The 19,151-nt window shown below is 57.5% G+C and carries 14 protein-coding genes; 10 read left to right on the top strand and 4 right to left on the bottom strand.

All coding sequences use genetic code 11. The features are described from left to right. The coding region (locus VM163_13960) for a tetratricopeptide repeat protein (protein HUT04986.1) at positions 1–2,331 on the bottom strand (2,331 nt) is incomplete at its 3' end. A gap of 126 nt (positions 2,332–2,457) precedes the next feature. On the opposite strand from VM163_13960, the gene VM163_13955 reads away from it, so the two are divergent. From VM163_13955 to lepA, 5 genes are read left to right on the top strand one after another with little or no spacing between them, the layout of a single operon-like run. Continuing rightward, the gene (locus VM163_13955; GenBank protein ID HUT04985.1) at positions 2,458–3,456 is read left to right on the top strand and encodes a tetratricopeptide repeat protein; all 999 of its coding nucleotides are present in this window, start codon (positions 2,458–2,460) and stop codon (positions 3,454–3,456) included. Between the two features lie 39 nt (positions 3,457–3,495). Next, the gene (rfaE2, locus tag VM163_13950; protein ID HUT04984.1) at positions 3,496–3,984 is read left to right on the top strand and encodes a D-glycero-beta-D-manno-heptose 1-phosphate adenylyltransferase; all 489 of its coding nucleotides are present in this window, start codon (positions 3,496–3,498) and stop codon (positions 3,982–3,984) included. Between the two features lie 26 nt (positions 3,985–4,010). Further along, entirely contained in the window at positions 4,011–4,184 is a 174-nt protein-coding gene (locus VM163_13945) for a hypothetical protein (protein ID HUT04983.1), read from the top strand. A 16-nt stretch (positions 4,185–4,200) separates the two neighbouring features. Further along, complete coding sequence (locus VM163_13940) at positions 4,201–5,148, top strand: ROK family protein (protein HUT04982.1); 948 nt, start codon at positions 4,201–4,203, stop codon at positions 5,146–5,148. After that, the gene (gene lepA / locus VM163_13935) at positions 5,141–6,985 is read left to right on the top strand and encodes a translation elongation factor 4 (GenBank protein ID HUT04981.1); all 1,845 of its coding nucleotides are present in this window, start codon (positions 5,141–5,143) and stop codon (positions 6,983–6,985) included. Before VM163_13940 ends, lepA begins: the two co-directional genes overlap by 8 nt. Positions 6,986–7,051: 66 nt before the next feature. Here lepA and VM163_13930 read toward each other — a convergent pair whose 3' ends face one another. From VM163_13930 to VM163_13920, 3 genes are all read right to left on the bottom strand, one after another. Further along, positions 7,052–8,194: a DUF1343 domain-containing protein gene (locus VM163_13930; protein HUT04980.1), complete on the bottom strand. Its 1,143-nt coding sequence runs from the start codon at positions 8,192–8,194 to the stop codon at positions 7,052–7,054. 108 nt (positions 8,195–8,302) lie between these two features. Next, on the bottom strand, positions 8,303–9,193 hold the full coding sequence (locus VM163_13925; protein HUT04979.1) for a response regulator: 891 nt from the start codon (positions 9,191–9,193) through the stop codon (positions 8,303–8,305). Positions 9,194–9,282: 89 nt separating this feature from the next. After that, positions 9,283–10,002, bottom strand: a complete 720-nt coding sequence (locus VM163_13920) for a DUF502 domain-containing protein (protein HUT04978.1) — start codon at positions 10,000–10,002, stop codon at positions 9,283–9,285. Positions 10,003–10,625: 623 nt separating this feature from the next. Between VM163_13920 and VM163_13915 the strand changes: the two genes are divergently transcribed. The 5 genes from VM163_13915 to VM163_13895 all read left to right on the top strand — a co-directional run bounded on the left by VM163_13915 (position 10,626) and on the right by VM163_13895 (position 18,992). After that, positions 10,626–12,032, top strand: coding sequence for a TldD/PmbA family protein (locus tag VM163_13915; protein ID HUT04977.1), 1,407 nt, complete (start codon positions 10,626–10,628; stop codon positions 12,030–12,032). Then, complete coding sequence (locus VM163_13910; GenBank protein HUT04976.1) at positions 12,029–13,402, top strand: TldD/PmbA family protein; 1,374 nt, start codon at positions 12,029–12,031, stop codon at positions 13,400–13,402. The genes VM163_13915 and VM163_13910 overlap by 4 nt, the downstream gene beginning before the upstream one ends. Before the next feature lie 191 nt (positions 13,403–13,593). Continuing rightward, entirely contained in the window at positions 13,594–14,310 is a 717-nt protein-coding gene (locus VM163_13905; protein HUT04975.1) for a flagellar hook basal-body protein, read from the top strand. A gap of 260 nt (positions 14,311–14,570) precedes the next feature. Next, a complete protein-coding gene (locus tag VM163_13900; protein ID HUT04974.1) occupies positions 14,571–16,628 on the top strand; it encodes a hypothetical protein in 2,058 nt (685 codons plus the stop codon). Positions 16,629–16,916: 288 nt separating this feature from the next. Continuing rightward, positions 16,917–18,992, top strand: coding sequence for a glycosyltransferase family 39 protein (locus VM163_13895; protein HUT04973.1), 2,076 nt, complete (start codon positions 16,917–16,919; stop codon positions 18,990–18,992). Positions 18,993–19,151: the final 159 nt, after the last annotated feature.

The raw sequence follows: 19,151 nt of genomic DNA, 5'->3' as shown, positions 1-19,151 counted from the left end.
CAACGCTGCGCGATACGAGGCATGGTTTGGCGCAAGCTGGACCGCGCGCAATAAAAAGGCCTCAGCGCGGGTGGCGTCGCCAGCGAGAAAGTAGGCTGTGCCAATGTTCGAGATCGCCGGCGGGTAGTCGGGGAAGCGATTAAGGATCGCCTCGAACTCCCGCCTCGCCGCGGCGAACTTCCCTTTTTGGACGAAGATGGCGCCCATCTTGGCAACAGTGAGAAGCCATTTGGCCGATTGTGAGTCGATCATACGTGCCGCCAGCGCCGATGGCGTGTCTGCGGCGTTGTTGTCTTGGGCGTGCTGGAGAATGCCGAGGTTGTAGAGAACCACGGCGTCGTTGGGATTGCCCGCTAGCAAGTCCTTCAAGTTCCTCTCTGCCCTTGTGATGTTCCCGAGCTCGATTGACGCGATGGCCCCATCCAGCATCATCTCCCGTGCCTTGGGGAAGTGCTTCAGCCCTGAATCGAGCGTCTCGACAGCCTTCTTGGGCTCGCCCCTTGACCGATAGAGCCTCGCCAATTCCAGATAGGCGTCGAGGAACCTCGGCTCATATTCGATCGCCTTCTGGTAGTTGGTGATGGCGTCATCAGTTCGCCCAAGCCCCCTCAGCGCCTCTGCGATGCCGAAGTATGAATACTCGTGGTAGGGCTGGACCTCAAGAGCGCGGCGATATGTCTCAAGGGCACGCTCGTTCTGTCCCATCTTGAGCTGCGCCTCACCGAGCCGGAAGTAGATGTCGTAGCGAGGCAGGCCGAGGGCGATGGCTTGCCTGTATTCGGCACTAGCCGCGGCATAATCCCTTTTCGAGAGCAGATACTCCATCCCCTTGACGTAGTGCGCCTCAGCTTCAAGCGGTCGGTAGCAGTGTAGGCAAGCGAGGGTCGCGCCGATTACGGCGGCGCCCAGCACGATGAACTTGAGCGCTCTGGGAGCGCGAAACTCGAGATCGAGCCATTTTGAACGAGGCGCGAAGAGGCCGAGAAGAACGGCGATAAACGTAACGGTGGTTGGCACTCTGAAGGGGTAGCTGACGATGCTCTGCACGAAGACGGCTGTTGCCCCGGCGGCAACGGCGTAGATCATGGGGCCGCCGTCCACGAGGCGGGATTCGTGCCGGTTCTGCGTTTTCGCTCGAGCCTTGCCCCTTGCGAACGGCAGGCGGCCGACGGTTAGCATTAGCCAGAAGAGCAAGACCAGGCCGAAAATGCCGGTTTCAAGGGCCGTCTCAAGGAACTCGTTATGGCAATAAAGCGAGTTGTGCAGCAAGCTGTCCCTGTCCTTGTAATAGGCCGAGGGCGTCGCCTGAGTGGGTTCTATGAACTCGTGCTCGAACTTGTTCTCGAAGACGGCGAAGTTGCCGACGCCGAGGCCTGCTGGGTGGCGTTTGATGAGCATCATTGTGCTGTTCCACATCTTGGCCCGCTCGGAGGCGCCGACTGTCGTTCCGGCTACGGTCTTTCCCTTTGATGCGAAGAAGGTAGCCGCGGTCGCGACGCACAGCACGATGAGGACGAGCCTCGCATACGCCCAACCCCTGCTTGGCGCCAGCCCTGCGTCGCTCTCATTGAGACGGCCTTTAGGCACGGGCTTCTCCGGCGAGCGCCGATTGGCCCTCCTTCCAGCGACGAAGAGGAATATCAGCGAGGCGACGTAGCCGGCCCAGCCACCCCATGAGTTCGTGAAAAGCAGGCACAAGAAGTTGAGGTAGTAAAGCGCGATGAGCGCGATCCTACACAATCGCCTCGTTGACGTTCTGGCGATCGCCAAAATGAGTGGCAGGGTGAGTATCAGAAGGCCGGCGAGGAAGTTGGGATTCCACATAGTTGAGAAGACGCGCCTGCCCAGCTCGTGCTCCCAGGGCAGTTTGGTCCACGATGTGTGAAAGAGGCCGGAGTATTGACTGACGCCGATTGTTGAGCAGATCGAGACGCCCAGCACGAGAGATAGTGCCACAATGCGCCTCATCCGTTGTGAGATTGGGGCAAGCAAGCAGAGGAAGAAAGGAGCCCAGGAGAGCAGGATGCGGCGCATCCTGATGGCGCTCTGGAAACGAGGCGCAGTCCAGACGAGCGAGATTGCCGAGAGGCAGACCATAAGTAGAATGGGGAGCAGGAACGGGGAGGAGTAGATGCGGATGCGTCCCGCGAAGGCCCACGCCGAGACCAGGAAGGCGAGCATGGCGAATGCACCCAGGCAGGTTACGAACCACTTGATTAGGCCTAGCGGGTCATTCTGGACCCTCGCGAGCGGCGAGACCAGCAGCATAAACGAGAGGGCCGCGACGAATCCAAGTTGGCAGAATGTCTCAACCTTGCTGTCGTTCTGCATCTTGGGGGGAGTTTAGCACAGGTCGGGGAGATTGCGTAAACGGGCTCGTCCTGAATGCGAATTGACAGTCAAGAGGCGATTTGGCAGTATCTTCGCGAGTTGGGAAGTTATCGAATGAGGTGATTGGTGTTGGCCGTCAAGAAGCGAGCGATTCAGAGGGATATTCAAAGATACCGAAAGCGACTCGGCAAGGAGAAGCGGCTCCAGTATTACCTGTCGCTTGCCAGGCTGCATGAGATGGCAGAGGACCTCAAAAGCGCAGAAGAAGTCCTGCGCGAGGCATCCGAGCGCTTTCCAGAACTCTCGTCCGTGAAGGTGGCGCTAGCACACATTCTGAACGAACTTGGCCAACCCAAAGCGGCAAGGGACCTGCTCGAACCCGTGCTCTCACAGGACAGGGACAACCTGCTCGCCGCGAGGCGCCTCGCGGAGTCTTATGAGCAATCAGGGGACCTTGCAAAGGCGCTTGAGACGTATAGGAGCATTCTTCGATTTCGCCTTGTGGGACAAGAGGTGAAGGGGCAGATAGAGCGGCTTGAGCGGCTCGTGAGCACGGGCAAGAAGAAGGAGGCTCCTCGGGGCGACAGCAGTTTCGTTGGTTTGCCGACCATAAGCCTTGCCAGGCTCTACATGGACCAGGGGCACTTCCCAGAGGCGATCAGAATAGTAGATCGGATTCTGAGCGTGGACCCTAGCTGCGAGGAGTGCAGAGAAATCCGCGCCCTAGCTCAGTCTTCTCTGGAGAAGACGGAGGCGGGCAAGGCGGAGACTTTCTTCCCCGCTGAGCAGAAGGCCCAACGTGAGGCACAGGAGAAAGCTGAGCGGGAAGCTAAGGAGCGAGCCGAACGGGAGTCCAAAGAGCGCGAGGAGCAGCAGGCGAGGGAGAAGATTGAACGACTCGCTAGAGAGAAAGCTGAACGCGAAGCTAAGGAGCGGGCTGAGCGGGAGTCCAAAGAGCGCGAGGAGCAGCAGGCGAGGGAGAAGATTGAACGACTCGCTAGAGAGAAAGCTGAACGCGAAGCCAGAAAGAAGGCTGAACGCGAGGCGGCGATGGCGAGCGCTGTCGCGCGCGACCTCGCGATTCTGGGCCGTCTGCGGGAGTGGCTTGACGCAAACTCTGGCTGAGCGTGTTGCTTTCGCTCGTGGTGTGCGGAGGACTACGTGATGGGTGGAACTTGTGCGAAGATCAAGACGTTTGAACAGATGCTGCCGCAGGTCGCGAGGCTGAGGCGGAAGGGCAGGACAGTTGTTTTTACGAATGGCTGTTTCGACCTTCTGCACAACGGGCACGTTCGATATCTGGCGGCTGCGAGAGCTCTTGGGGATGTGCTCGTCGTAGGCGTCAATTCCGACGATTCGGTGAGGCGCATTAAGGGCGCCGGTCGCCCGGTAGTGCGGGAGAATGAGCGGGTAGAGCTTCTTGCTGGCTTCTGGTTTGTCGATTATGTTTTCGTTTTCGACGACGATGACCCGTTGCGGGTGATCTCTTCATTGCTGCCCGATATTTTGGTGAAGGGAGCAGACTGGCGTCTTGAGCAGATAGTCGGCCGAGATGTAGTTGAGGCGCACGGTGGACGCGTGGAGCGTATCGAGCTAGTTGATGATGTTTCGAGTAGCAGGATCATAGAGTTGGCGAAGAGTTTAGAGGCATAGGTTGCCTAGTGGAGAAGGGGTAAGGATTGGCTAAAAAGACTAGAAAAACGCGTGAGGTTGTGGCCGAGCCGGAGGAGCAGGTTGACCAAAGGGAGCCGGAGGAGGAGAGCTACGGCTGGGAATACCACAAGGTTACGCTCCTGATTGCGGTAACGCTTTCGGCGATATTCTACGTACTCATCTGGATATTCATAAAATAGCTGCCGCGTGCCAGTGATGCGGGTTCTTGGCATCGACGTGGGCGGGACGAACGTCCGTGGGGTAGCGGCGGATGACCGGGGCGAGGTCCTGTCCTTCATTGAGGGCAAAACGCCTCGCGATTCAGTTGATTCGCTTGTTTCTGCCATTGTCGAGATGGCGAGGAAGCTGCGTTCGGATGCGGCCGCGCCGGTGGAGGCCGCCGGGGTTGGCTTCCCGGGACTGATTGACTTCGAGCACGGCGTAGTCTGCTATTCGCCGAATCTGCCGATGTTTCGCGACGTGGCCCTCGCCGGGATTCTGAGAGAGCGGCTCGGTCTTAGCGTGTTTCTGGCCAACGACGTGAATGTTGCAGCGATAGGTGAGAAATGGCTCGGCGCCGGGAGGGAATTGGAGGATTTCGCCCTTCTTACGCTCGGAACTGGCCTCGGTTCGGGCCTGATAGTGGGCGGTTTGCCGTTTTGGGGCGGCACGGGATTTGCTGCGGAGATGGGGCATTTGGTTGTTCAGCCCGATGGTGCGCCGTGCGCCTGTGGTGATAGGGGATGCCTCGAGGCGTATTGCTCGGCGGGCGGGCTGCTTGCGAGGGCCTTGTCGTTCAAGGCCAGTGGGGACAAGTCGATTATGTGGGACATGACTGACGATGGCGAGGGCCTAACGCCGCAGCTCATCGATCTGGCCGCGTCGCGCGGCGATGCCGTGGCAATTAGGCTCCTGTCAGATGCCGCCAGGTATCTAGGCATAGCGATCGCGGCGCTTGCGGACCTCGTGGGGATTCGGACGGTGCTCTTAGGTGGACGTATGGTGAACATGAGATTCGACATTTCAAGTGCAGCACAAGATGAGGCTAACCGGCGCTCTATATGTGCTCGGGCAGGCAGAATCTCCGTCGGACGGTCTGCACTTGGCGACAAGGCCGGAAGCATGGGCGCGGCCCGGTATGCAATGGACTGCCTGAATGGTTGAGCCTCAGCCGAAGCGTTCTTGCCTACCGGCTGCGGGCGCTTATGAGAGAGACAGAATCCGCAACTTCTCGATAATCGCACATATCGATCACGGCAAATCCACGCTTTCGGACAGGTTCATCGAGCTGACAGGGGCGCTTCCTGCGCGCGAGATGGCCGCGCAGGTGCTTGACTCCATGGATTTGGAGCGGGAGCGAGGCATCACGATCAAGGCTCAGACGGTTCGGCTGAACTACAAGTCTTGCTCTGGGCTGGACTACGTTTTCAACCTTATTGACACGCCTGGGCACGTTGACTTCACATACGAGGTCTCACGCAGCCTCGCTGCTTGCGACGGGGCGATACTGGTCGTCGATGCCGCCCAGGGTGTTGAGGCGCAGACGGTTGCGAACCTGTATCTAGCGCTTGAGAATGACTTGCAGATAATTCCCGTGATCAACAAGATCGACCTGCCAAGTGCTGATGTTGAGGAGACAAGGCGGCAGATCGCAGACGTTCTTGGCCTTGAGCCAGGGCTCTGCGTGCCCGTGAGCGCCAAGACTGGCGAGGGCGTGGAGGCCTTGTTTGAGGCAATAATCAAGCACATCCCACCTCCGAAAGGGGAGCTCGAGGCGCCATTCAGGGCGCTCGTGTTCGATTCTTTCTACGAGCAGTATCACGGTGTGGTGGCTATCATAAGGGTTGTGGACGGTGCGGTCTCGGTCGGCCAGAGAATCAGCTTCATGTCAACTGGCAATACGTTCGAGGTCCAGCAGCTGGGCTGGTTCTCGCCGAAAGCAACGACAGCGGAGACGCTTCGTGCCGGAGATGTCGGATTCGTCTTGGCCAACATCAAGGAAGTGGGCGACAGTGTCTTGGGCGACACGATCACCTTGGCGGCAAGGCCGGCATCCAAGCCGCTGCCGGGCTACGTTCCCGTGAAGCAGGTTGTTTTTTCTGGACTTTTCCCGCTCTCGACCCAGCAGTTTGAGAACCTACAGGTGGCGTTGGAGAAGCTCTCGCTGAACGATCCGGCGTTCAGCTACGAGCCGGAGAGCTCAACCGCGCTAGGACTTGGGTTCCGCTGCGGCTTCTTGGGCACTCTTCACATGGAGATAGTGCGCGAGAGGCTGGAGCGAGAGTTTGGCCTCCAGCTGCTTTCGACGGCCCCAAACGTTGTTTACGAGGCTGTTTTGGGAGACGGCACTAGCATCTTGGTGGACAGTCCAAATGCCATGCCGCCCACGCAGAAGATCGATCATATCAACGAACCGTTCGTCCGCTGCACCATCATCGTCCCAGATGAGTTCATCGGCGGCATCCTGAAGCTTTTGACCGATAGGCGAGGCACGCAGAAATCGATGGAATATGTCGGAGCGGGCAAGGTGATGTTGGTTTACGAGCTTCCATTCAACGAGACGCTCTTCGACTTTTATGACAAGCTCAAGTCCGTCTCGAAGGGCTACGCATCCTACGACTACGAGCACATCTCGCGCAGAGCGTCAGACATCGTCAAGGTCGATATCCTGATCAACGCTCTGCCAGTTGACGCGCTGTCATTCATGACACACAAGCGGAACTCCTATCGTCGGGGCGTCGAGCTCGTCCGGCGCATAAGGAAGCAGATTCCACGGCAGCTGTTCGAGGTCGTTATCCAGGCCGCGATTGGGAGTAAGATCATCTCCAGAGAGCGCGTTGCGCCTCTTAGGAAGAACGTAACCGCGAAGTGCTATGGCGGGGACATTACCCGCAAGCGCAAGCTGCTGGAGAAGCAGAAGGAGGGAAAGCGGAAGATGAAGCAGCTTGGCTCCGTGGCCATCCCCCAGGAAGCGTTTATGGAGATACTGAAGGTCGATTAGTTGTGGGTTCGCGAGCGGTGTCCGTGAAGTTCTGCGAATTGTGCGTCATGGTCTCTGATGGCTGAGTCAATAAAGAAGAAACTCTCTCCTGACCTGGCGGAAGCCGTCCAACTCGGCTTGCCAGCCAGCCTCAATCTCTTGAGGCGCAGCGCCCGCCTCGATTGCGAGGCGGATAGAGTCGGTTCCGGTGAGCATATCGAAAGGAAGGCGCCTTGTCTCAAACTCGTAAGGCGGCTTTCGCCAAGCGAAGGCGGTCGGGGAGAGTTCTCTAATCGTGGCGATCACCGCCAGTCCAGTTAGATATGGCTTGAAGGTGTGCCTATTGAGGACATGTATCTGAGCACCGTGACAGAGCTGGCCGGCGAATTTGTCGAAGGTTGGTCTGAAGGAGCACGCCCGGAATCGGACGCCCGTAAGGGACATCGCGTCGAGCCGTTGCAGAAGAGCAGAAGCGTCAATGAATGTTGCTCCAAAGAGCTCGAAGGGCTTTGTCGTTCCCCGGCCTTCGGAGATGTTGGTTCCTTCCAAAAGGCACATCCCCGGATAGACTATGGCGGTGTCAAGCGTCGGCATGTTTGGAGAAGGCAGAACCCACGGCAGGCCGGTCTGGTCGAAGAACATGTCTCGTTGCCAGCCCTGCATTTTGATGGGACGAAGGTCGCATCCGATATCGAGCTGGGAGTTGAAGAGCATGGCGAGCTCCGCGACAGTCATCCCGTGCCGGGCGGGAATGGCGTGCATTCCCACGAATGATGCGAAACGTGGGTCCAGCAGATTGCCCTCGAGGGCCACGCCGCCTATCGGGTTGGGTCTATCAAGGACAATCATCGCGATGCGAGCTTTGGCGCACGCACGCATGCTGAGGAGCATCGTCCATACGTACGTGTAGTAACGGGCTCCGACATCCTGAAGGTCAAAGACGAGCGCGTCGATCGCATCAAGGCTTTGGGCGTCTGGTGAGAGATGTGGTCCATACAGGCTCCGCACTTTTCGGCTGGCGTGTGTTTGGTGGCTCTCATTGACCTGGTCTTGAGCCTGGACGTCCCCGTGTATGCCGTGCTCCGGGGCAAAGACGAGCCTGAGGTCGCAGCCGCTTTCGCGCAATGCGTCGATGCAGTGGACGAGTTCCCCCGTTACTGACGCCTGATTGCAGACGAGGCCAACCCGTTTGTGCAGAAGCAGTGTGGGCTGCGCAACCAAAGACTCCAACCCGACATCGACCGGCCGCCTGCTGGGAGGATTCATGAGCGAGCCGGGGAGGGAGAGTTCATAATGGGGTGTGTGGTGATGAACACAGATTCAGCAATGGCAACCAGCCTATGTCGAGTGGAGCTTGTTCAGACTTTTTAATATCGTTATCTCGTTGCCGGCATGATTCCACGAGACCTCGTCCATATAGCACTGCACGAGCAACACGCCGCGTCCGCTAGCGTTGAAAAGGTTCTCGGCTTCTGTGGGGTCTGGCAAGTTGCGGTAATCGAAACCCTTGCCCTCGTCACGAACGGTGAAACGCAGGGAATCATCCGTGGCCTTCATTGTTAGGAATACTTCGCGATTGCCCAGCACCGGGTCGGCTAGGCGGGAGCGCTTGAGCTCGTCAAGGGCACCAGCGCTTATCGCATCGATTTTCTCCTCCTGCCCAATTTCGAGATTCCCGTGTTCCATTGCGTTGGTCAAGCACTCTATGAGCGCTAAATAGACCCCGTCATGGAAACGCGTCCCCTCGAGGCGCTTTGTCGCTATCCTCGCCGCTGATTCGAGAATTATCGCATCGTTGGGCAGAACAAAAGTGCCACTCGCAAGCATTGCAAGCGCCTCTGCATAGCCGGCCTCGCGCCTTCGCCGCTTGAACACCTTGGAGAGGAGCTGCGAGATACGGTCGAAATCAAGAGGCTTCTCGATGAAATCGACTGCGCCTCCTCTGAGAGCCTCGATAGTTCTGTCCGACGTGCCGAATCCTGTCATTATCGCGACAGGAACTTCGCTGTTCATCGATTTTATTCTCTCAAGTAGCTCAAGCCCGTGAGCGCCCGGCATCACCAGATCGGTAATCACGAAATCGTACTCGTTTGTCTCAAGAAGCCAGATTGCTTCGTCTCCCGAGGATGCGCAGTCATGTTCGAACCCTTCTCTGGACATGAACTTGGCTAAGACGGTGCGCACCGCCTCTTCGTCATCAATGATCAGGATTCGTTTGGCGCGATGCATTGCCGTTCCCTCGTGAGAGCGCATCATTTCTGCGGACGCTGTGACTTATCAAACGATCGATTCATCTTTCGCTAACCACACAAACCGGCTCAAATAGCCCTAGGGTCTCGGCGTTCCTCCCTTTTACCCATTCTAGCCGAGGCCCTCTTGAAAACAGATATGTTGGGCAACGACATAGATGGACGCCGCTCGGGCGATTTACCATCTGTGAACTTCCCCGATGGATACAATACGCCACCGGACACGATGAACTCAATAGCTTCCTTCACAGAAAGGTCAAGGTATATCGCATCGTCCCGCTCCACCACAATAACCATCCCAGAAGTTGGATTCGGGGCTGTCGGGACAAAGATATTGAGCTTGTCCGGCCCGGCTATGCCGCGCCCACCAACGCCAACCTCGTTGGTCACGAACCCGAGTGCCCAAGTTCCCTTGCGGGGGTACTCAATAAGGACAACCTGCCTGAACGCCGTAGAAGACGGCATCGTAAACGCCTCAACCAACGTCTTTGCACCTGAGTATATGCTGCGTATGACAGGTATTCTCTCCAGGATGCGCTCGCCGAACTCCACCACCTTGCGGCCGGCGATGTTCGTAGTTACGAGCCCGACAACGAATACCAGAGCCAGCAAAACTATGAGGCCTAGTCCCGGCAGCGGCAGCAAGCGCGGGAGCGGAAGTGCGAAATGCAAGAGGTCATCTGTCCACTGCACAAGCTTGTAAACAAGAAACAACGTGAAGGAGACCGGGCCGGTGACCAAAAGCCCTGCCGCGAATATCCTCCGAATCCTAGACCTTACTGGCTTCATGAATTGCCTACACGTGGTTAAGGCCAAAACAATCCCTCAGCGCGCAAGCTATCAGAGAGCGCCAGATTGCGTCAACCCCCCAAATGAGAGGAGTTTACCCAAGACGGGGAGATGATTTGGTGGGTAGTTGGCTGTGTGGCTTGAATCGTGGCGAGGGGAAAATGGAATCAAGGTCTCTTCTTTGATACATATTAGACTGACGTTCACACAAGAAAAGAAATAACTCAAAGGATACGCTGTTGGTAATAGACGAGACGGACATTCAGAAGCCTTACGCTAAAAGCATGGAGCACTTGGGCCCGGTTCGGGACGGCAGCACGGGGAAGACAGGGCAGGGTTATTCGTGCATGAATGTTCTGGCGACTGATGTTGATGGACGGGATGTAATCCCGCTTTGGGGGCAACTTCACTCGGTGCGTTCAGAGAGTTGCGGTACGCCATAGCGGACGGCCTGAAGGCAGTGCTTCGATTGAGCAATAGGCCCTGGCGGGAGCCGAATCCCCCCTCCCCCGCAACTTGCATTACTCTTCCCACCTCCAGAAAGGCTACACCAAATGTGAATGAGGGAACTCCTCGTACGAAGTTGGTTGACCAAGCCGGGGCATTAGCTCAGTATGTGTATCATGAGCGAATATCTGCTAGACCCAGACTTCGGGTTTGAGCGAATCAAGCGACTGATGGTCGCGGGCGCTCAGTGGTGCGAGATTCTGGTGGAGGATGTCGCCTCTTGGCGGCTGCTATGCGACGACCAGAAGACCAACGTCTCCAGCGCATCGCGGCTCGGGGTCTCGGTCTATGCAATTGCTTCGGGCAAGAGCTTCCACACTTGCTGCGACGGGACGAGCGCAGAGTCCATCGACGGTATAACCGATGCAGTCTGCGCCTCGTTGAGGCGTGAGGGGGGCAAGGGAGGGAGCAGCAGTATCTCACCTCACGAGGTTAGCGCGGAGCGGGTGCAGGAGGTCATAGAGCCGTTTGATGGTGTGGAGCTCTCTCGAAAGCTTGATGCAGTAACAGAAGCTGATTCGGCGGCCCGGGAAGCGCATCCCAAAGTTCATCAGGTAACCGTTGTGTATGCCGACCGTATCAGAAGGGCGGAGATACTGACTTCCGAGGGGCGGATTGTGCAGGACGATCGCTCGATGGTGGACTTTGGTGTTCGCGCGTTTTTGCGTGTGAACGGCGATATTCTGTCGGCCGGGCACATGTTTGGCGCTCTTTCGGGGTTTGAGTCGCTGAAGCAAGATGGCAGGCGGCCAGCGGACGTGGGAAAGGAGGCGGTTAGGAAGGCGGTGCTTCTTATCGACGCCAAACCCTCGCCGGAGGGCCAGATGCCCGTAGTATTTGCGCCGGGCACACCGGGCGTTCTGTTTCACGAGGCGTGTGGGCACTCATTCGAGGCAGATTTCATTCAGAAGGGGAGCTCCTTTGCGGGAAAGATGGGCAAGCAGGTGGCCTCTGAACTGATCACGCTGGTTGACAATGGTCATGTCTGGGGCATGAGCGGGTCATTTGTGTTCGATGATGAGGGTAACGCATCTCAGCGGACTGTTCTGATCGAGAAGGGCATCCTCACGAATCACATGTATGACATGCGCACTGCGCTGATAGATGGTGTCCAGAGCACAGGCAATGGCCGCTGCGAGAGCTATGAGCACCCGCCGATCCCCAGGATGACGAACACTTATGTCGAGAACGGTTCAGCCGAGCCCGATGCGATACTTGCGGGCACCAAGAACGGCATTTACGTAAAGACAATCGCGCGAGGCGGGAATGTTGACGTCCTGTCGGGCAACTTCGTGGTGGGCGTTGGCGAGGGTTACGTGATCGAAAACGGCAGACTAGGGGCTGCGTTGAAGAACGCAACTATCAGCGGGAACGGTCCCGACGTGTTGATGGACATAGACGCCGTAGGGAACGATCTTAAGATATATGCTGGCGGCCGATGCGGGAAGGGGCAGAGCGTCCCAGTAGGTTCAGGTGTGCCAACGCTGAGGGTTCGGAAGATGGTTGTTGGGGGCGGAAGATGACGGGCGGAACAGGCCGGATTGACCTTGCTCACGTCGGTGAGCAGGTCCTTGACCTTGCCAAGAGGCAGGGCGCAGACCAGGCAGAGGTTTATCTCGAGAGAAGCTCCACAACAGTAGTCTTCGTTAAGGACCAGGCGATAGAGAACCTGACTGCGAGTGACGCGGCCGGGATCGGCCTGCGGGTCTTGAAGGGCCTGTCGCTGGGTTTTGGCAGCGCCAATCGGTTTGACCCGGATAGCCTGAAGCGGCTGGTCGAGGACACGGTCGCCTGCGCGGGTGCATCGTCCGCGGACGACTTCAACTGCTTCGCGAAGCCCACGCGGCCGTCGGCCGACGGTCTTCAGATTTTCGACGAGCGAATCAGATCGGCTCCGCTGGACGCGAAGATCGAGCGCGGCTTCCTCTTGGAGAGTTCGGCCAGGGCGCTCGATGCGCGTATCAAGCGGTCCGCCTACATCGTCTATGCTGATGGTGTAGCTGAGGCGGCGATATACAACAGCTTGGGAGTTGGTTTTAAGTATTCATCGTCATCCTGCCAGGGCGTCTCCTGGGTGGCTGCCCTGGACGGCTCCTTGATTGAGTCTGGGCTTTCCGAAGCCGCCTCGACCATGTTCGATGGCCTGGATTGCGAGGCAATTGGCCGAGACGCGGCTGGAAGAGCCATAGCACTTCTTGGGGGCAAGCAGCTACCTTCAGGCACGATGCATGTGTTGCTGGATGGGCGAGCGGCGGGCGAGTTTCTACAGTTCTTTGCGATGTTGATCTCGGCCGATAACGTCCAGAAGAAGAAATCTATGCTTGCGGGCAAACTGGGCAGTGAGATTGCCTCGTCTCAGGTGACGATTCTGGACGATGGCGTGCTTCCGGGTGGATTGAGCACTGCCCCGGTCGATGCGGTTGGCGTGCCTCGGAAACGAACGGCAATCGTCGAGGATGGGGAGCTTAGAGCATTCGTTCACGATTGCTACACAGCCAAGAAGGGCAGGACAACGTCAACTGGCAACGCTAGAAGGCACGGAGGCTACAAATCGCCGCCGGTGGTGGGGACGAGCAATCTTTACGTATTGGCGGGCGAGGCAAGTCGGGAAGACATGCTGGCGGAGGCTGGGGACGGGGTCCTAGTTACGTCGATACGCGGCCTGTTTGCAGGGATAGATGTCGCCACTGGGGACTTCTCTATCCCGGCTCAGGGCATCCTAGTGCAGGGCGGCAAACCTACCTATCCGGTGAAGGACTTCCAAATCTCCGGCAATCTCTTCAAGATGCTGTCCGATGTGGCGCTAGTGGGGAACGAGATAAGCTGGAGCGGTGCGGGGCGCTTTGGTACGCCAGACCTCTTGATTACGGAGCTTAACATCGCCGGCGGCTAGCCTCCGGCGGCTCTTGCCTGTCAGCGTTTTGCTGCTTGATACGTCGGCCTGCCACTTGGCCAGGTGCATCTTTTGGGCATATCCTTAAACAACCCGCAAGATTCTAGCTAAAGTTCGACAAGTCTCTTTCCGAGAAACAAGACGGGAACCATGTGGGCTGATCGTTTTCTTGCTCGAGGGAGGGAGACTCTATGTTCGACGCCATAATGTCGGGCCTTTCTGGGCTCTATTCAAATCTATTCAAGCAGCGAGTATCAAGCAGCAACATCGCTAACATCAACACGCCAGGTTACAAAGCTGTGCAGGTCGATGCCGTGGCGTCTGGTCCTGGCAGTGCCTCGACTCGTGTTGGCGCCTCGCAGCGCCAGGGCGCGTTCGTCGCCACGAATGGCTCGCTTGACCTCACGATTGAGGGGAATGGGTTCTTCAAGGTTATGGATGACGATGCGAACGTTGCCTATACGCGAGCGGGTAGGTTCCACATCGATTCGGAGGGTTATCTCGCCACGTCCGACGGACTGCGGGTCTCTCCTCCCGTGAAGGTCGGTGGCGACATCAGCGAGGTCCGTGTGGGCTCTGACGGCTCGCTAACAGGCATGAACACACAGACCGGTCAGGTTGAGAAGCTGGGCCGGCTCCAGCTTAACCAATTCCCCAATTCGGCAGGTTTGAGCCCGTTGGGCGGCGGCAAATATGCCCAGTCAACCGAGTCTGGGAGCCCTACCTGGGCTGCTCCTGGGACTGGCGGACTCGGCACGATAAGGTCCGGCGGCCTGGAGATGTCAAACGTCGATCTCACGGCCGAGATGGTCAACCAGACATTGGCCGAGCGCGGTGTCGAGGCGAACGTCAAGAGCATCCAGACCAGCGACGAGATGCTCGGCACAATACTCGACATGGCTGAATAAAGCGTTTACATCCACCTCGCGACTCAGGCTTCCGCACCCCAAAATCACCCAACGAGCGCAACCCACGAACCAAGCGCGGTCCAAATCACCGCCTGGTGGAAGCCGCTAAACATGTTCATCTTATGCAGCCTCCTGCCTCCTATCTGATTTGGGGGGCTACTATCCTTGACTCGGAATCGGCAGTTGCTATCATTGCTCGCTAGTGCGCTCCGCAAGTGGCGCCGGTGGGTCAGTTGATCAAATAGGGAGGTCTTGGGGATTTGGACAAGGCGGGAACGCTCTCGTTTCGCTACGTCTGGCTGTGGTTCTTGATACTTGGACTACTCGCCGCACTTTATTTGCCGTCTCTCAAGTTCGACCTTTTCGCTGATGACTTCGTCTTCTACGGGTACGGTGAGAAGAACCCGGGCGTCACTCTGATCAGTTCCTTCTTCAGAGGACAGAGACCGGGGGTAACCCCAGAGGAATCCAGGTTTTTTCGTCCTCTCACTGATTATGTCTGGACTCTCAAATTCGCGATGTTTGGGACGCACATCGCCTACTATCACGCCGTGGCGATCCTCGTTCACCTCCTCAACACCGTGCTTGTTTTTCTCTTTGCGCGGAGAGCGCTAGGTCTTGACATCCTGTGGTCCCAGTGCGCCTCGCTTTTGTTTGCGGTCTTCTGGTTCAACTTCGAGGCGGTGGGCTGGCTCTCGGCCAATGACACTGCCATCTGCACAGCGTTTCTTCTGTCAAGTGCCCTGTTCTCAGTCAGGTACATGCGTCAAGGCGGAGTTGGCGCCCTGTTTGCCCTGTCTCTCTCTATGGTCCTTGCCATAGCCAGCAAGGAGTTTGCGTTGGTCATGCCTCTCGTTGTAGGGCTTACCTGGTTCCTCCCCTTCGAGAAACCTGTGGAAGGCGCGAGAAGAAGGGGATTGACCGTGCTGGCGATCGCTGTTGCCCTGGTTGCTGGCTACGTAGCGCTGAGGTTTGCTCTCGGGTTCATGATCCCTACCTTAGAGATCACGCCCAGCTTCTTGCTAAAGACAGCCCATGGCTTGTTGACGCTGCTGTGGTTTCCTGTCGAATACCGTCTCCTCGGGGCGCTTGGCGCGATTTTCGTTCTATTATGCGTGCTTCAGGCCAGAACCCGAGTTCTGGCTCTGCTAGTCTTGGTCTTGCTGAGTCCAGTCTTTCTCCAGGGATCGGAGATGAGATATGGCTATCCGGCCAGCGTCGCATTTGCGCTTATGCTGGTCTTGGTCCTAAAGACTTTCGAGGAGATGCCCCGCTCCAGAATTACTTTGCTCCAAATCGGGCTACTCGTCGCACTGGCGGGCGGCACGTTCTACGCGTTCGTGAAGCACCACGGCCCGAGTCGCGTATTTGTCCTGGGAGGGGTTGCGTTAGCACTCGTTCTACTATTAGTTGCCTGGAGAAGAGGGCGGCTCAGGGCCTCAAGCGTTCCGGCCCTTATGCTGCTGGCCCTCATTGCGGCCGGCCATTTCGGTCTGGCAATGGACTTCCCCTGGCCGTGTAGATTGGGCGGAAAGGCCAGGGACCTTGCGGCAAGTCTCCTCCCTCAGTTGCCCCACGGAAACGCTCCGCTCACCATAGTTGCAGCCGAGCCTGAACTCCTCGCGAATGGCGCGCCAGTCCCTGTTGGATACGATCGGCCTCTTCGCTTCGTCCCGATTGAGGAGATACTTGACGACATCGCCGAGTGCCCTGACACCAGGCTGGATGAGCACGTTGTTGTAATAGGCCGAGCCCCCGGGAAGATCACTCGCTTAAGTGACGTCGAGTCGCTACTTAGAGCGCGGCAAGCCTCTTACTCGGCACCGCCGGACATGCTGTCCTTCGCATTCAACGGTCCTCCCGACCAATCGAGGCGGAGATTTGCGGCCTGCGATGTCGATCACAAAGCTGTTGGGTGCCTAGAGATGAGAGACAACCCGGTGGACACGGTTGCCTATGACCTCATCTCCGTCATGTTCACCCAGCCGATCCGCTTGCCGTCACAGTTCGCCTGGCTCGAGTGGTATCAACGTGGCAACCAAAACCCTGTGGGCAGAGTTGTGAAAGAGATTGAGGCCGGACAGGCGACGTTTATGCTGCGACGCCGACTCGACTGGCTGGCTGCGCGAGAAGTCACCAGGATCACGACAGGTCTCGTGGGTGAAGACGGGCTTCCCTTCCTCGGCGCGATCTCCATTCACAAGCAGCCGGTCGTGCGGAGGCGACCTCCCGCAGAATCAGGTCTGTCTCCCCCGAAGCCTTTGACTGACTTGCATGATAGCCTGAAGCGGACCGGCGCTCTCCCGAACGACGACTAACCACAACACTGTTGACTGGACCCGGACTAAGCTGCGTATGTGAAGTGCTGCAATCTTGTGCTCATGATTCTGCTCGGCGTTAATCGTTCTGTTGACGTCCTTCCCCAAAATGCTACGCCGGACTCCGCGACGTCGAACTCGTCCTCGACGACAGGTGCGAGTGCTTCGTGCACCACAGCTTAACTGAGCGATCTTGACTCGGAATCGGCAGTTGCTATCATTGCTCGCTTGTGCGCTCCGCAAGTGGCGCCGGTGGGTCAGTTGATCAAATAAGGAGGTCTTGGGGGTTTGGACAAGACGGGAACCCTCAGGTTTCGCCACGCCTGGTTGTGGTTCTTGATACTTGGATTGCTCGCCGTCCTTTATTTGCCATCTCTTGAGTTCGATCTTTTTGCTGACGACTTCGGCTTTTATGGGCACAAGGAGATCGGCCGGAGTTTCGTCGGTTATTTCTTTAAGGGCGAGCGACCATCGCTGAGTGCGGAGGAATCCACCTTCTTTCGCCCGCTTGCCGATTATGTCTGGGCTCTCAAATTCGCTCTGTTTGGGACACGAATCGATTATTACCACGCCGTGGCGGTCCTCGTTCACTTGATCAACACTGTCCTCGTTTTCGTCTTTGCGCGGAGACTGCTAGGCCTTGACCGCGTGTGGTCCCAGTGCGCCTCGCTCCTGTTTGCGGTCTTTTGGTTCAACTTCGAGGCGGTGGCCTGGCTCTCGGCCAATGATACTGCCATCTGCACCGCATTTCTCCTGTCAGCTATTCTGTTTTCGGTCAGGTACGTGCGTCAAGGCGGCATTGGCGCGCTGTTTGCCCTGTCTCTCTCTATGGTCCTTGCCATAGCCAGCAAGGAGTTTGCATTGATCATGCCTCTCGTGCTGGTGCTTATCTGGTTCCTCCCCTTCGAGAGGCCCAAAGAAGGAGCGAGAAGAAGGGGCCTGATTGTGGTGGCGGTCTCAGCTGTCCTGGTTACTGGCTATATGGTGCTGAGGCTTGCGCTGGGATTTAGGACTATGATCGAGCAAAACACACTTAACCTGCTGAGGAACGCCCGGGACATGCTAACAGTTCTCTGGTCTCCGGTCAAATACAATCTCGTTGGGGATATTTGTGTATTATTCCTTATATCATGTCTGTTAGTAACTAAAACCCGAGTCCTGGCGCTGCTGGTCTTGGTCCTGCTGGGGCCAGCCTTTTTCCAGGGGTCGCAGATAAGGTATGGCTATCCGGCCAGCGTCGCACTCGGGGTTATGCTGGTATTGGTACTAAAGAAGTTCGAGGAGATGCCCCGCTCCAGAATCACTTTACTCCAAATCGGGCTACTCATAGCACTGGCGGTCGGTGCGCTCTACGCGTTCGTGATGCAGGGCGGCCAGAGCGTTCCGTTCGTGCTGGGGGGACTTGTGCTAGCAATCGCTTTACTATTGGTTGCCTGGAGAAGAGGGCGGCTCAGGGCCTCAAGCGTTCCGGCCCTTATGCTGCTGGCCCTCATTGCGGCCGGCCATTTCGGTCTGGCAATGGACTTTCCCTGGCCGTGTAGATTGGGCGGAAAGGCCAGAAGCCTGGCTGAGAGTCTAGTGCGTCAGTTGCCCGAGGGAAACGCGCCGCTCACCATGGTTGCAACCAAGCCCGAACTCGTCAAGAATGGCGTGCCAGTCCCTGTTGGATACGTTCGGATCTTCGCTGTGCTCCTCTCCGGCCGAGAGCTTCGCTTCGCTCCGATTGATGAGATGCTTGACAACATCGCCGAATGCCCTGACACCAGGCTGGATGAGCACGTTATTGTAATAGGCCAGACCGATGAGAAGATCGCTAGCCGTGATGACATCAGGGCGCTCCTTAGGGCGCGGCAAGCCTTTTACCTGATGCCGCCGCCGGACATGCTGTCCTTCGCATTCAACGGTCCGGCCGACCAATCGGGGCGGAGGTTTGCGGCCTGCGACGTCGATCACAAAGCTGTTGGGTGCCTAGAAATGAGAGACAACCCGGTGGACACGGTTGCCTATGACCTCATCTCCGTCATGTTCACCCAGCCGACCCGCTTGCCGTCGCAGTTCGCCTGGCTCGAGTGGTATCAACGTGGCAAACAAAGCCCTCTGGGCAGGGCTGTGAAAGAGATTGAGGCCGGACAGGCGGCGTTTATGCTGCGACGCCGACTCGACTGGCTCGCTGCGCGAGAAGTCACCAGGATCACGACAGGTCTCGTGGGTGAAGACGGGATTCCCTTCCTCGGCGCGATCTCCATTCGCACGCAGCCGGTCGTGCGCAGGCGACCGCCCGTAGAATCAGGTCTGTCTCCCCCGAAGCCCGCTGTTGACTTGCAGAGCCTGAAGCGGACCGGCGCTCTCCCGAACGACAACTAACCACAACACTGTTGACTGGACCCGGCCAAGTTCTGCATTTGAAGTTCTGCAATCGTGTGCTCGTGGTTCCAGAGGCTGTCCAATAAAGGGGTCAGCCGTGTTTCTTGTAGGGGCGATTCACGAATCGCCCACAATATGTTGTGGCGCTGGCGTCGGGCG

Source organism: bacterium (assembly GCA_035527515.1).
In the GTDB taxonomy this organism is placed as follows: domain Bacteria; phylum B130-G9; class B130-G9; order B130-G9; family B130-G9; genus B130-G9.
The sequence above is the reverse complement of the archived record's forward strand: the minus strand, read 5'-3'. Positions and strand labels throughout refer to the sequence as shown.

Coding starts and splice junctions, on each gene's coding strand:
- lepA (HUT04981.1), top strand. CDS start 5,141: ATGGTTGAGCCTCAGCCGAAGCGTTCTTGCCTACCGGCTGCGGGCGCT.
- VM163_13915 (HUT04977.1), top strand. CDS start 10,626: ATGAGCGAATATCTGCTAGACCCAGACTTCGGGTTTGAGCGAATCAAG.
- VM163_13925 (HUT04979.1), bottom strand. CDS start 9,193: ATGCATCGCGCCAAACGAATCCTGATCATTGATGACGAAGAGGCGGTG.
- rfaE2 (HUT04984.1), top strand. CDS start 3,496: ATGGGTGGAACTTGTGCGAAGATCAAGACGTTTGAACAGATGCTGCCG.
- VM163_13905 (HUT04975.1), top strand. CDS start 13,594: ATGTTCGACGCCATAATGTCGGGCCTTTCTGGGCTCTATTCAAATCTA.
- VM163_13920 (HUT04978.1), bottom strand. CDS start 10,002: ATGAAGCCAGTAAGGTCTAGGATTCGGAGGATATTCGCGGCAGGGCTT.
- VM163_13910 (HUT04976.1), top strand. CDS start 12,029: ATGACGGGCGGAACAGGCCGGATTGACCTTGCTCACGTCGGTGAGCAG.
- VM163_13940 (HUT04982.1), top strand. CDS start 4,201: ATGCGGGTTCTTGGCATCGACGTGGGCGGGACGAACGTCCGTGGGGTA.